Raw genomic sequence first — 12,649 nt, forward strand, 5'->3', positions numbered from 1 at the left:
TTTTTAAAAATTGAGACAGGGAGGATTATATGGGCTGGATAAAGGTTGTGGGGATCGGGCCGGGAAGCTACGGCGACATGACCGTAAGGGCACTGAACGCCCTGAAAGAATGCGATGCAGTCATCGGCTACATCACCTATATAAATTTCATAAAACATCTGCTCGAAAGCAAGGAAATAATTTCCACAGGCATGCGACAGGAGGTCGAAAGGTGCAAAAAAGCTCTTGAGTTAGCCGGACGGGGAAGGAACGTGTGTCTCGTGAGCGGAGGAGATCCTGGAATATACGGCATGGCAGGCCTGTTATTCGAAATGGTCAGAAAAAACGGCGGGGATTTCGATATTGAAGTCATACCCGGCGTGAGTGCCGCCAACTCCGCGGCTTCAGTGCTTGGGGCGCCGCTTATGCATGATTTTGCTGTAATTAGTTTATCCGACCATCTCACACCATGGCCGGTTATCGAAAAAAGAATCCAATTTGCGGCAAAAGGAGACTTTGTGATGGTTCTGTATAATCCCCAGAGCCGTGAGCGAAAGGGGAACCTTTCCAGGGCCTGGGAAATTATGATGAGGTATAAAAGTCCCCGCACTCCCGCAGGCATAGTGAAGAACGCGTCAAGAGAGGGGGAAACGGTGATTATTACAAGCCTCTGTGATATGTTAAAGTACGAGGTGGATATGACTACTGTTATCATTGTGGGCAATAAAGACACCTTTACCGAAAAAGGGAAAATGATAACACCGAGGGGATATGCCCTATGATACTGGTGCTGGCGGGCACGAAAGAAGGGAGGACAATAGCCGAAAGCCTGTCATCCATGGGCTTTTCCGTTATAGCCAGCACGGTTACAAAATATGGAGAAAGGCTTTTTGATAAAGGTGTACACGTGCAAACGGGCCCGTTGGATACCCAGGCTATGAAAGAATTCATCGAGGAAAACGGCATAAAAGTGGTCATCGATGCCACTCACCCCTTCGCAAAGGACGCAAGCCTTAACGCCATCGAAGCGTGCCGGAGTACAAAAATAAAGTACATAAGATATGAACGGGAAGGTATCCATCGGATTTATTCTTCCAAAATCATACACACGAAAGATTTTGATGAAGCAGCACAGAAGCTTGAAAAATTTAACCGCATCTTTTTGGCCATCGGTAGCAAAAATCTGGACAAATTCATAAAACTGAAGGCCCGGGGTAAAAAAATTATCGCCCGGGTTCTCCCGGAAAGCGGTGTATTGAAAAGATGCGAAGAACTTGGGCTTTTGCCAAAAGAAATAATAGCCGTGCAGGGGCCTTTTAGCGTTGAGATGAATTATTACATGTTCAGGGACTTTCGCGCGGATGTCGTCGTAACAAAAGACAGCGGTGCTCAGGGAGGAGTTTTTGAAAAACTGGAGGCCGCCGAAAGACTCGATATTCCGGTTGTATTGATAGAAAGGCCGCGGGTGGATTACCCGGTTGTGGTAAAAGATATAACGGCTCTTTTAAAGGAGATGGATTTTAAAAATGGGGCTTAATCACCTGTACATTGTTGGAATCGACCGGAGGGCTCCCGTAGATGTAAGAGAAAAGGTATCTTTTGGAAAAAAAGCGGTTGATGCCCTGAAAGAGATAAAGGAGATGGAAGGGATTTCAGAAGCTGCTGTGCTTTCCACGTGTCACAGAAGTGAGATTTATTTTATATCCGCCGCTTCGTATGACGGCACTGTGAGAAAGTTTTTCAGCGAATTTTTTGAAGTAAGCGAAAATGTATTAAAGCCGTATCTTTTTACCTTACGGGGGTGTGATGCGGTGGAACACCTCTTCAGGGTGGCCTGCGGACTGGAGTCGATGGTATTGGGGGAGGACCAGATCCTGGGGCAGGTAAAGGAAGCGGGGGATTTGGCCAGGGACACGGGGAGCTCCGGTAAAATTTTGAACAAACTGTTTCGAGATGCCGTGACACTCGGCAAGCGGGCAAGAGCAGAGACACATATAACGGACCACCCGCTGTCCATAAGTTACATTGCGGTTAAATTTATCCAGGAAGTATTTATAGATTTGGGCGATAAAACGGCCTATGTAATCGGTACCGGAGAGATGGGGAGACTTGTTATCAAATACCTTCTGGAAAAAGGAATCAAAAATGTTTTTGTTTCCAACAGGACTTATTCCAAAGTAATAGATTTAAAACGGGAGATGCCGGCAATTCAGGTGATTCCCTGGGAACAAAAATATGAAAAAATAGCTCAAAGCGATATCGTAATAAGTGCCACCGATGCCCCGCATTATACGGTAGATTATGATAAATTCAAGGCGAGCTTCAACGGAAGAAAAATATGCATGGTGGATATCGCACTACCGAGGGACATCGATCCCAGGATAGGTGAAATAGAAGGAATCGCCTTGTATACCATCGATGATCTGAAAAACGCGTCAGAGGAGAACAGAAAAAAAAGGGAAAAGCAGATTGCCGTAATAGAGAATATGGTGAATGAAGCGGTGGCGGATTTCGTAAAATGGCATAATGCTCTCCTGATAGTTCCGGCTATTAGACATCTAAATGATTATGCGGCAAATGTCTGCCATGCAGAATACGAAAGGGTTATAAATAAACTGACAGGCATCGAGGAAAGGGAGAGGCAGCAAATAAAATACTCCCTGGAGAGAGTTGGCGCCAAAATCGTGAACCGTTATTTAATGGGATTAAAAGCCCTGGCAGAGGCAGGTAAGCTCGATCCATCGGTGCTCAAAGTTTTTGAATCCGCAAACGGAAATACAATATTTGATTAATTTTTACCGGGGGGCGATTATAACGAAAAGACTTTTACGGGCGGGAAGCAGGGAAAGCAAACTGGCTTTAATACAGACTGATATTGTCATAGAACAATTAAAAAGACATTATCCCCATTGGGAGTTTGAAATAGTAAGAATAAAGACCCGGGGAGATAAGTTTCTCAACGCTGATTTGGGCGAACTCGGTGGAAAAGGGCTCTTTGTAAAGGAAATTGAGGAAGCGCTGCTTTCCGGCGCCGTAGACATGGCGGTGCACAGCATGAAGGATGTGCCGTCGGAGCTGCCGGAGGGGCTTCATATCTCGGCTGTCACTAAAAGAGAGGACCCGAGGGATGTCTTTATATCGATGAACGGGGTGAGATTTTCGGAACTGGCGACCGGGGCCCGGATAGGCACCTCCAGTTTAAGGAGGGCCGTCCAGCTAAAAGCCATGAGGCCCGATGTAGAGATATTGCCCATCAGGGGAAACGTCCTTACCAGAATAAGAAAAATGCGGGAACTGGGCCTGGACGGAATCGTGCTGGCGGCGGCGGGGATAAAGCGGCTGGGCATGGAGGAGGTTATTACGGAGTATTTTACCCCGGAGATGATGGTACCGGCTGTAGGCCAGGGGGCTCTTGCCGTAGAGACCCGTATAGACGATGAATTGAGCGAATATATCCGGTGCATAAACGACGCCGGTACGGAAAGCGCGGTGAGGGCCGAAAGGGCCTTCATGCAGGCCCTCGGGGGGAGCTGCAAAATCCCTATAGGGGCTTACGCCGAAGTGGATGGGAACACCCTGAATTTGATCGGAATGGTAGAAAAAGATGGGACGATAAAAAAGGGCAGCATATCGCAGGATGTATCTCTTGCAGAAAAAGCGGGCGCAAAACTTGCGAGAGAATTGGGTGAGCTGTGATGAAAGGAAAGGTATACCTCATCGGAGCAGGGCCCGGCGACCCTGGTCTCCTGACGTTGAAAGCCGTAGGTGCCTTAAAAAGAGCCGATACTATAGTCTTCGATAGATTGATAAATTATGAAATATTAAAGCTTGCCCGGCCTGGGGCCGAACTTATCGACGTGGGTAAAATGCCCGGACATCATCCGGTGCCTCAGGAGATGATAAACGGAATTTTGGCAGAAAAAGCCGGGGAGGGAAGGACGGTAGCCCGGCTGAAGGGAGGGGACCCCTTCGTGTTCGGCAGGGGGGGAGAGGAAGCGTTGTTCTTAAAAGAAAAAGGGATACCCTTCGAGGTAATACCTGGCGTTACCTCTGCGGTCTCCGTCTCGGCGTATGCGGGGATACCTTTAACCCACCGGGATTTTGCCTCCTCCTTTCACGTATTCACCGGCCATGAAGCCGGAGCCAGGGAGGATAACCCCGACTGGGAAGCTATTTCAAAGTTAAACGGCACCCTGGTATTTTTGATGGGCGTAAAAAATATGGATTTTATTACCAAAAGCCTCCTAAAATACGGCAAATCCGCCGCCGCTCCGGCTGCCGTCATAATGAATGGCACGACCCCGGCCCAGAGGGTGGTAGTTGGAAGCCTTGCGGATATTTCTGAAAAGGCAAGAAAAAACGGCATAAAAAGCCCTGCGGTTATGGTTATGGGCGATGTAGTAAACTTAAGGCAGGATCTTAACTGGTACGAGACAAAAAAACTTTTCGGGAAAAGGATTCTTATAACCGGCATGGACGAGCGGGAGGAATGGGAAGAAGGTTTTATCAGAAATGATCCTGTAGCCGCTTTAATACACGAAGGAGCAGAGGTCATACATTGTCCCGCCTTAAAAATAATACATGTCCTTGATAATATAGAAAGACTGCTCGATGAAATTGTAAATTACGATATCCTTATATTTACCAGCAAAAACGGTGTGGAAAGCTTTAGCAGGGCTATGCGGGAAAAAAGATTTGATGTCAGGAAATTAGACAATATCAGGATAGCGGCAGTGGGTTCCAAGACAAAGGAAAAACTGGAAGAAATGCTAATTTACCCGGATATTGTGCCCCGGGAATTTACATCAAATGCCCTCCTTGATGTAATTAAAGAAGAAAAAATTGGAAAGAACGCTGCCGTAGTCACCTCCGACATCGGGGGTAAGGACCTGATGAGTGGTTTAGAACGGCTTGGCTTGAAGCCGCGGAAGATAATCGCCTATAAAAACCGGCCCAATTATGAAATCAGGGGGCGGTTCCTCGAGGAATTTGAAAAAGGCATCGATATTGTCATATTTACAAGCCCGTCCACTTTTTACTATATGAAAGAGATAGCCGGGGAGAGCATTGGGAAAATCAGCAAATCTATCATCGCCGCCATAGGCCCCACCACAAAAAAGGCCATTGAAGGTGAAGGGTACAGGGTTGATGTAATACCACGGGAGCATACGCTGGAAGGTGTCATAAGAGAGATACTGGAATATAAAAATCTTTAAACTGGCATTTTTAAACCGCAACTTTGAGCAATACGGGAGAAGGTGGATGAAATGGAGTTTATCAAAAGGCCAAGGAGACTTAGATTGAATGGTGCCATAAGGGATATGGTGCGAGAGACGAGGATCGATGTGAAGGACCTCATATATCCTCTTTTTGTGGTGCATGGGAAAAAGGTTAAGCAGGAAATAAATTCTATGCCCGGGGTGTACCGCTTTTCCATAGATACACTGGTGGAAGAGGTAAAAGAAATTTACAGCCTCGGTATACCGGCGGTTCTCCTCTTCGGCGTGCCGGCCGTTAAGGATGAAGTGGGAAGCGAGGCATATGCCGATGACGGCATCGTGCAAAGGGCCATAAAGACCGTGAAAGATGCCGTGCCTTCCATGTTTGTTATAACCGATGTTTGCATGTGCGGCTATACCAGTCACGGCCATTGCGGAATAGTTGAGAAGGGCTATGTGGTAAACGACAAAACCGCGGAACTTATTGCAAAAACGGCCCTTTCCCATGCAAGAGCAGGAGCCGATATGGTGGCCCCTTCGGACATGATGGACGGGCGGGTAGGCGCCATAAGAAAACTGCTTGATGAAGAAGGTTATACAAATGTTTCGATAATGGCCTACAGCGCAAAATACGCTTCAGCTTTTTTCGGCCCTTTCCGGGAGGCCGCCGAATCCGCTCCGAAATTCGGGGACAGGAAAACGTATCAGATGGACCCCGCCAACTCCGATGAGGCCATGAGGGAAATTGAGCTCGACATTGAAGAAGGTGCCGACATAGTGATGGTAAAGCCCGCCCTGTCGTATCTTGATATAATAAGGCGGGTAAAGGAAAGTTTCAACATCCCCGTGGCGGCCTACAATGTGAGCGGCGAGTATGCTATGGTGAAGGCCGCGGCGAAGACAGGGGGGCTTGATGAAAAGGCCGCCGCTATGGAAATCCTGACATCGATAAAAAGAGCGGGAGCCAGTTTGATAATAACCTATTTTGCAAGGGATGTGGCGGCATGGCTTACTACCCTGTGATGCTGAATATACAAGGCAAAAGGTGCCTTGTGGTGGGCGGCGGGTCGGTGGCTCACCGCAAAGTGCTATCCCTGCTGGAGTGTGGAGCGATTGTTACCGTCATAGCTCCGGTGGTTAACGAGAGTATACTGAAGCTCTGGGAGGAGTCCCGCATAAGGTTAATTCGGAGAAACTACATTAAAAGTGACCTGAGGGGTTATTTTATCGTCGTGGCCGCATCGGATGATCGAGATGTAAATAAACTTATAGCCCAAGAAGCCGGCGCGGAAGGGGTGCCGGTAAATGTGGTTGACAGCAGGGAACTTTCTTCTTTCATAATGCCTTCCGTTATAAGGAGGGGGGACCTCACGGTTGCCATTTCTACCGGCGGGAAGAGTCCTCTTTTATCAAAAATGCTAAGGCGGAAGCTGGAAGAAATTTTACCCGCTGAGTGTGAACGACTGCTAAAAAAATTGGAAGAAGCGAGAGAAAGGGCAAAAGAAAAGGAACTTCCCTCACAAGAAAAACTGAAAATATATAGAGAAATAATCGAGGATAGCGAATTAAAAAATTTTTTTAAAAATGGAGGATAATAAAAATGCGTGACAATATGAAGTCGGAAGAACTTTTCATGAGGGCAAAAAGGGTTATGCCCGGTGGTGTGAACAGCCCGGTGCGGGCATTCAGGTCGGTGGGCATGAATCCCGTTTTTATAAAAAGAGGGCGGGGAAGTCATTTGTGGGATGAAGACGGCAATGATTACATAGATTACGTACTTTCCTGGGGGGCGCTCATTTTGGGGCATGCCCATCCTGATGTGGTATCTGCCGTAAAAAAACAGTCGGAGATGGGGACGAGCTTCGGAGCATGTACAGAACTGGAGGTGTTGATGGCGGAAAAGATAAAACGGGCGTTGCCCTCCGTTGAAGTTATTAGAATGGTTAATTCCGGTACCGAAGCCACCATGAGCGCCATTAGACTTGCAAGGGGTTATACAGGAAGGAATCTTATAGTGAAATTTGCGGGCTGCTATCACGGCCATTTCGACGGTCTCTTAATCAAAGCGGGTTCGGGAGCGCTGACTTTCGGGGTTCCCGATTCGGCCGGGGTTACAAAGGAGACGGCAAAAGACACCATTGTTTCTGAATACAATAATACGGAAATGATAAAGACAATCTTCGACAGGTACGGTGAGGCTATTGCCGCTGTCATAGTAGAACCCGTAGCGGGAAATATGGGCACCGTACCGCCGGGAGAAAATTTTTTAAAAGCCCTGCGGGAACTGACATTAAAATACGGTGCACTGCTGATATTCGATGAAGTCATTACGGGCTTTAGGGTTTCCTTTTCCGGTGCTCAGGGGTTATTGGGAATAACCCCCGACATTACCGCACTGGGGAAGATCATAGGTGGTGGGCTGCCGGTTGGCGCTTACGGTGGAAAAGAGGAAATCATGAGGTATGTTTCACCCGATGGCCCCGTATACCAGGCCGGGACTCTGTCCGGCAATCCGCTGGCTATGGCGGCGGGCTATGCCACACTAAAAATCCTGTCGGAAAATCCCGGTATATACGAAGAACTTGAAAGAAGGGCGGAAAAGCTCTGCAGGGGATTAAAGGAAACCATGGAACATTTTGAAATACCGGTTACCATAAACAGGGTGGGCAGCATGATGACCGTGTTCTTTAACGGCGGGGGTGTCTATGACTATGATTCGGCGATAAAATCCAATACCAATTTATACGCCGCATATTTCAGGGAAATGCTGAAACAGGGCATTTATCTACCTCCCGCCCAATTTGAGACGTTCTTCCTGTCTTATGCCCATTCTGACGAGGATATTGACAGGACGATAGAAGCTGCTTATAAAGCTGCGGGGGCGTTAAAATAAATAACGGTATCCCCCGCAGTTATTCCATTTCGGGTATTTCTCCCGGTTCAAAAAGGGCCTTTATTATCTTTTTAGCGTCTTCATTGGCGATGGAGTAAATCACCTCTACGCCGTTTCTTCTTCCTTCAATAATGCCTTTGGACTTGAGGATCGCCAGGTGCTGTGATACCGTCGACTGAGGCAGTTCCAGGCAGCTCTGCATTTTGGAGACGTTGCAGTCTTTCGACATCAGCCGGCAGACAATGCACAATCTCGCCGGGTGGCCAAGGGCTTTTAAAATCTCCGCGGTTTTGATAAGTTTGTTTTTATATTCACCGTCCATTTTCAACCTCCCGAAAGAAAATCTTATATATAAATATTATGATATAAACGGCCCTGTTGTCAAACGCATATTTATATCTTTTAACTTTACAGAAAATTGAATAGCGCCCCAGAGACTATACAAGCCATATGACTGTTAGATGAAAGGGGATGGGATAAGGTTGGCCTTATTTGCGCATTAGTGCACAGACATATATTCGCATTTTTCAGTAAAAGCTGAGTTTATCATAATATTTTTTTAAGCTGGATGGATTTATTGTTAATTATATAAGAAACCAGATGTATATTTTGCCACAAACCTGACAAATAAGGTCTGCGAGGTAGAACAAATTGCCTTTTTCCAATTTCTTTTGTAAGATTTATAATATTTTGGGAAAATCCGTTTGCGATTAAATAAGCTTTTATGAGATTGTAATCTCCACCGGCTGTGTTATAAGCCACCCAATCTACATATTTCATTAATTGGCCAATGGGATTTATTTCCATGCTTTCTACAGAAGTTATAAAGTCTTTTTTAACTTCTATAATTAAATATTCAGAGGCAATAGGACTGGCAAAAGGATAAACTGGTTTTTCTTTAATCCCGAATATATCAATTTTATCCATATAAGTTATTGGCTTATATGGTGATGCGGAAACTTGATTTGCTATATAGTTCCATGGTCCACTAAATATGTTTGATACCGAAGTGGGGTCATGAGTTAATTTTGAAACAAGCCAGGTTTGTAATATTGCTTCATGCTTTATTTTATCATCTTGAATAAATTTTGAAATTAATTCATCAACATCTATTTGATATTCCGCCAGGTTATAACTTTCATTGATATAATGATGGTAGTCTTCAGGTGCGGAATAAAATATATCATTTTCATCAGGATTATCCCAGCAATCTAGATTTTTTCGAATTAGTAATTGCAAAATAAAATTGCATTCTGTAGTATCCATTTTAATAAAACTAAGACCCTGGAAGGTTCTCAGAGATCTAACCATGTTACTCCTATCACTCATTAGTACTTCGTCCATATCAAGGCCCTTTTTAAAAAAATGGGGGGCCGGCTTATAAAACACAACCCAGCGGATATCATAATCGGCTGGAACATTTTCATTCCAGAGAAGAGCCTTATTTTTGCCGCGCTCGCCGGCAAAGTAAGATTTGGGGTAATTGCATAATGCCACAGGTTTAGTGGTTAATTCTTTATTCAATGATACGATTTTTCCTACGCCGTAAATTATTCTTTTTATAAAGAAAAAAATAAATTCCCCTTCTTTCATAGAACAATAATCTGCCAGAGTATACTCGTGGGCTGGGGACCACTGCCCGTTTTTTGGATACTTTATTTTTGTTCCATAAAAACCATTTTTAATATATAATTCCAGAGTGTCCAGACTATCCAGCGAGATTAAATAACCACCCATAATGATGCTCCTTTTCTATATTAGAATTTTTTATTGCGCAACAACTTTATTTTATTTATTCTATTTGGAAATAAGTAATTCCTTCAAAGAAGTTTTATTTTGTCAAGGTCACCTGTTGAAAAAACTTGTGGGATAGAATTATATTAATGGAGAAGGACTTTATAAAAAAATGTCGAACTAATGTTTTTATAAAAAGTATTTTTGGAGAGATAATAATGTTAACTAGACAATCAGTTGTAACAAAACATGCGGAAAATGAAGCAATTAAAGCAAAACCCTTTTTAAAATGGGCCGGAGGGAAAGGACAGTTATTGGACACATTTAAACAGTACTTTCCCAAGGAATTAGCAAGCGGAAAAATCAAAAGATATGTAGAGCCTTTTCTGGGAGGAGGGGCTGTATTTTTTCACATAGTGCAAAATTATGATGTTGATGAGTTTTATTTGATTGATATAAATGAAGAACTGATCCTGACATATAAGGTAATCCAGAATGATGTTCACGAGTTGCTTCAACAGTTAAAATGTCTAGAAAATATCTATCTTTCACTTTCTGTAGAAAAAAGAAGAGAATTTTATTATAAAATAAGGAGAGATTTTAACAAAGAAAAGGCCAAATTTAATTTTAGTGAATACGATGTCAATTGGATAAAAAGAGCAGCGTATGTTATATTTTTAAACAGGACATGCTTCAATGGCTTATTTAGAGTCAATTCAAAAGGAGAGTTTAATGTTCCTTTTGGTAGATACAAAAATCCTAAAATTTGTGATGAAAAAAATTTATTGGCTGTAAATAAGTGTCTTCAAAAGGCAGTTGTTTTACAAGGTGATTTTGAAAAGTGTTTTACTTATGTAGATAAAAGTACATTTGTGTATTTAGACCCTCCATATAGACCCATTAGTCAAACTGCCAACTTTACGTCTTATTCAAAAGATAACTTTGATGATGAAGCCCAGAGAAGATTGGCAAGGATTTATAAAGAAATGGATGCTAAAGGGGCAAAGTTGATGTTAAGCAATTCAGATCCAAAAAATGAAGATCCACAGGACAATTTTTTTGAAGACTTATATTCTGGTTTTAACATATTTAAGATCAAGGCATCTCGAATGATAAACTGTGATGCAACAAAAAGAGGAGGGATTAGCGAACTCATAATAACTAATTATTGAAAAATTTGCCACCGGTGATTGATTATGAAAATTTCTGCTGGAAACTTAAACGATTTTGAACTGGAAAGCACCACTGTATGGTCGTTTCCTGAAAGAGGAAAATGGTGTACTCATAATTCAAGTTTTAGAGGCAACTTTGCCCCTCAGATTCCAAGAAACTTAATACTAAAGTATTCCAGTCCCGGTGATATCATACTGGATCCAATGGTAGGTGGCGGGACAACTTTAATTGAAGCTAAATTGTTGAATAGGAATGCAATAGGTATAGATATTAACCCTGATTTTGTTGAATTGACCAAGAAAAATTTGAATTTTCATGTGGATAACAATTCTGTTCAAAAAGTTTATGTCGGCAACGCTCTGAATTTGTACAATATTAAATCACAAAGTATCGACTTGATAATCACTCACCCGCCATATGCAAATATAATAAAATATTCAAATGGAAGAATAAAGGGTGATTTATCTAACATATCAAGTATTCAAGAGTTTTGTGATGAGTTTGAGATTGCTATAAAGGAATTTTATCGTGTGTTAAAACCAAATAAATACTGCTGTATTTTAATAGGAGATACTCGAAGAAAAAAGCACTATGTTCCACTTTCTTTTTTTGTATTAGAAAGATTTTTCAGGCAGGGATTTATCCTGAAAGAGGACATAATAAAGATACAGCATAATTGTTCGACAACTAATCCTTGGAAACTTAAAGTAAAAAAATATGATTTTTATTTAATTATGCATGAACATCTTTTTATATTTAGAAAACCTGATAAAAATGAGGATTTATCGATATATAGAGATAGCACGAAAATAGTAATAAAAGGTTTAGAATAAAAGCTATATCTTTTTATTTTTTTCAACATATCTATACAACCATACATCTATATGATATAATTTATATGGAGGTGGGCCGGATGGTGATAGATAAGAAAAGCCCCATACCTGTGTATTTTCAACTGAAAAATTTTATCAAGGAAGATATTGAAAAGCGGGGGTTGAAGCCCGGGGACGCCCTGCCCTCCGAACGGGAATACTGCGAACGCTTCGGCATAAGCCGGATGACGGTGAGGCAGGCGCTCAAAGAACTGGAGCTGGAAGGGGTTATTGTCAGGGAAAGGGGCAGGGGCAGTTTTGTGGCCATTCCCCGCATTGAGCAGGAAGGTCTGATGAGTTTTACCGAGATGGTAACAGCCAGGGGTATGAAGCCTGAGACCGAAATGATAGAGTTTTTGAAGATTCCTGCGGAGGGCCTTGCCGATATGCTGGGGATTGAGGCGGAAGAGGAAGTATACAAAATTACGAGGCTGAGAAAAGCTGACGGGTTTCCTGTGGCTCTCGAGACGGTTCACATTCCGGGGAAATTTGTCCCCGGTATAGAAAAGAAAGACCTTACCGGTTCGCTATACAACCTTTTGCAGATGGATTATGACATGGAAATAAGATGGTCAAAGACCAGCTTCTCCGCTGCTATGTCCACGCCTTTTCTGGAGGATCTGCTGAAGCTGGAAAAGGCAACTCCGCTTTTGAAGGTGGAAAGCGTGAACTTCTCTGCAGAACCGGTCTATTTTGAAATATCCTATTACAGGTCCGACCAGTTTAAAATAACTGTAAACCTGAACCGTAAGTAATCCGTGTGATATTTTTGACGGGCC

The 12,649-nt window shown here is 43.3% G+C and carries 13 protein-coding genes; 11 read left to right on the forward strand and 2 right to left on the reverse strand.

Going from position 1 to position 12,649, the window contains the following annotated elements:
- The first annotated feature begins 29 nt into the window (after window positions 1-29).
- Genes cobJ through hemL form a run of 8 tightly spaced genes read left to right on the forward strand, consistent with a single transcriptional unit; the run spans window position 30 to window position 8,091 of the window.
- Window positions 30-761, forward strand: a complete 732-nt coding sequence (gene cobJ, locus ACKX14_RS04470) for a precorrin-3B C(17)-methyltransferase (RefSeq protein WP_422445068.1) — start codon at window positions 30-32, stop codon at window positions 759-761.
- Complete coding sequence (cobK, locus tag ACKX14_RS04475; protein ID WP_422445070.1) at window positions 758-1,516, forward strand: precorrin-6A reductase; 759 nt, start codon at window positions 758-760, stop codon at window positions 1,514-1,516. Before cobJ ends, cobK begins: the two co-directional genes overlap by 4 nt.
- Complete coding sequence (gene hemA, locus ACKX14_RS04480; RefSeq protein WP_422445072.1) at window positions 1,506-2,771, forward strand: glutamyl-tRNA reductase; 1,266 nt, start codon at window positions 1,506-1,508, stop codon at window positions 2,769-2,771. The genes cobK and hemA overlap by 11 nt, the downstream gene beginning before the upstream one ends.
- Window positions 2,764-3,675 (forward strand): hydroxymethylbilane synthase, encoded by a 912-nt coding sequence (gene hemC / locus ACKX14_RS04485; RefSeq protein ID WP_422445074.1) that lies wholly within the window; start codon window positions 2,764-2,766, stop codon window positions 3,673-3,675. Before hemA ends, hemC begins: the two co-directional genes overlap by 8 nt.
- A complete protein-coding gene (gene cobA, locus ACKX14_RS04490) occupies window positions 3,675-5,195 on the forward strand; it encodes a uroporphyrinogen-III C-methyltransferase (protein WP_422445076.1) in 1,521 nt (506 codons plus the stop codon). Before hemC ends, cobA begins: the two co-directional genes overlap by 1 nt.
- Before the next feature lie 51 nt (window positions 5,196-5,246).
- Window positions 5,247-6,221 (forward strand): porphobilinogen synthase, encoded by a 975-nt coding sequence (hemB, locus tag ACKX14_RS04495; protein WP_422445078.1) that lies wholly within the window; start codon window positions 5,247-5,249, stop codon window positions 6,219-6,221.
- Window positions 6,203-6,793, forward strand: coding sequence for a precorrin-2 dehydrogenase/sirohydrochlorin ferrochelatase family protein (locus ACKX14_RS04500; protein ID WP_422445080.1), 591 nt, complete (start codon window positions 6,203-6,205; stop codon window positions 6,791-6,793). Before hemB ends, ACKX14_RS04500 begins: the two co-directional genes overlap by 19 nt.
- Before the next feature lie 5 nt (window positions 6,794-6,798).
- Window positions 6,799-8,091: a glutamate-1-semialdehyde 2,1-aminomutase gene (hemL, locus tag ACKX14_RS04505; protein ID WP_422445082.1), complete on the forward strand. Its 1,293-nt coding sequence runs from the start codon at window positions 6,799-6,801 to the stop codon at window positions 8,089-8,091.
- A 19-nt stretch (window positions 8,092-8,110) separates the two neighbouring features.
- Here the strand turns inward: hemL and ACKX14_RS04510 are convergent, their stop codons facing one another.
- A complete protein-coding gene (locus ACKX14_RS04510; protein WP_422445084.1) occupies window positions 8,111-8,413 on the reverse strand; it encodes an ArsR/SmtB family transcription factor in 303 nt (100 codons plus the stop codon).
- Window positions 8,414-8,637: 224 nt separating this feature from the next.
- Window positions 8,638-9,828 carry a PDDEXK family nuclease gene (locus ACKX14_RS04515; protein ID WP_422445086.1) on the reverse strand — a complete coding sequence of 397 codons (1,191 nt, stop codon included), beginning with the start codon at window positions 9,826-9,828 and terminating at the stop codon, window positions 8,638-8,640.
- Between the two features lie 215 nt (window positions 9,829-10,043).
- On the opposite strand from ACKX14_RS04515, the gene ACKX14_RS04520 reads away from it, so the two are divergent.
- The 3 genes from ACKX14_RS04520 to ACKX14_RS04530 all read left to right on the forward strand — a co-directional run bounded on the left by ACKX14_RS04520 (window position 10,044) and on the right by ACKX14_RS04530 (window position 12,625).
- Window positions 10,044-10,997 carry a DNA adenine methylase gene (locus ACKX14_RS04520; RefSeq protein WP_422445088.1) on the forward strand — a complete coding sequence of 318 codons (954 nt, stop codon included), beginning with the start codon at window positions 10,044-10,046 and terminating at the stop codon, window positions 10,995-10,997.
- A gap of 24 nt (window positions 10,998-11,021) precedes the next feature.
- Window positions 11,022-11,831, forward strand: a complete 810-nt coding sequence (locus tag ACKX14_RS04525; protein WP_422445090.1) for a TRM11 family SAM-dependent methyltransferase — start codon at window positions 11,022-11,024, stop codon at window positions 11,829-11,831.
- An 80-nt stretch (window positions 11,832-11,911) separates the two neighbouring features.
- Window positions 11,912-12,625, forward strand: coding sequence for a GntR family transcriptional regulator (locus tag ACKX14_RS04530; protein WP_422445092.1), 714 nt, complete (start codon window positions 11,912-11,914; stop codon window positions 12,623-12,625).
- Window positions 12,626-12,649: the final 24 nt, after the last annotated feature.

The organism is Thermorhabdus hydrogeniformans, assembly GCF_049310025.1.
In the GTDB taxonomy this organism is placed as follows: domain Bacteria; phylum Bacillota; class Thermosediminibacteria; order Thermosediminibacterales; family Tepidanaerobacteraceae; genus JBJYKD01.

Coding starts and splice junctions, on each gene's coding strand:
- cobJ (WP_422445068.1), top strand. CDS start 30: ATGGGCTGGATAAAGGTTGTGGGGATCGGGCCGGGAAGCTACGGCGAC.
- cobK (WP_422445070.1), top strand. CDS start 758: ATGATACTGGTGCTGGCGGGCACGAAAGAAGGGAGGACAATAGCCGAA.
- hemA (WP_422445072.1), top strand. CDS start 1,506: ATGGGGCTTAATCACCTGTACATTGTTGGAATCGACCGGAGGGCTCCC.
- cobA (WP_422445076.1), top strand. CDS start 3,675: ATGAAAGGAAAGGTATACCTCATCGGAGCAGGGCCCGGCGACCCTGGT.
- hemB (WP_422445078.1), top strand. CDS start 5,247: ATGGAGTTTATCAAAAGGCCAAGGAGACTTAGATTGAATGGTGCCATA.
- ACKX14_RS04500 (WP_422445080.1), top strand. CDS start 6,203: ATGGCTTACTACCCTGTGATGCTGAATATACAAGGCAAAAGGTGCCTT.
- hemL (WP_422445082.1), top strand. CDS start 6,799: ATGCGTGACAATATGAAGTCGGAAGAACTTTTCATGAGGGCAAAAAGG.
- ACKX14_RS04510 (WP_422445084.1), bottom strand. CDS start 8,413: ATGGACGGTGAATATAAAAACAAACTTATCAAAACCGCGGAGATTTTA.
- ACKX14_RS04515 (WP_422445086.1), bottom strand. CDS start 9,828: ATGGGTGGTTATTTAATCTCGCTGGATAGTCTGGACACTCTGGAATTA.
- ACKX14_RS04520 (WP_422445088.1), top strand. CDS start 10,044: ATGTTAACTAGACAATCAGTTGTAACAAAACATGCGGAAAATGAAGCA.
- ACKX14_RS04525 (WP_422445090.1), top strand. CDS start 11,022: ATGAAAATTTCTGCTGGAAACTTAAACGATTTTGAACTGGAAAGCACC.
- ACKX14_RS04530 (WP_422445092.1), top strand. CDS start 11,912: ATGGTGATAGATAAGAAAAGCCCCATACCTGTGTATTTTCAACTGAAA.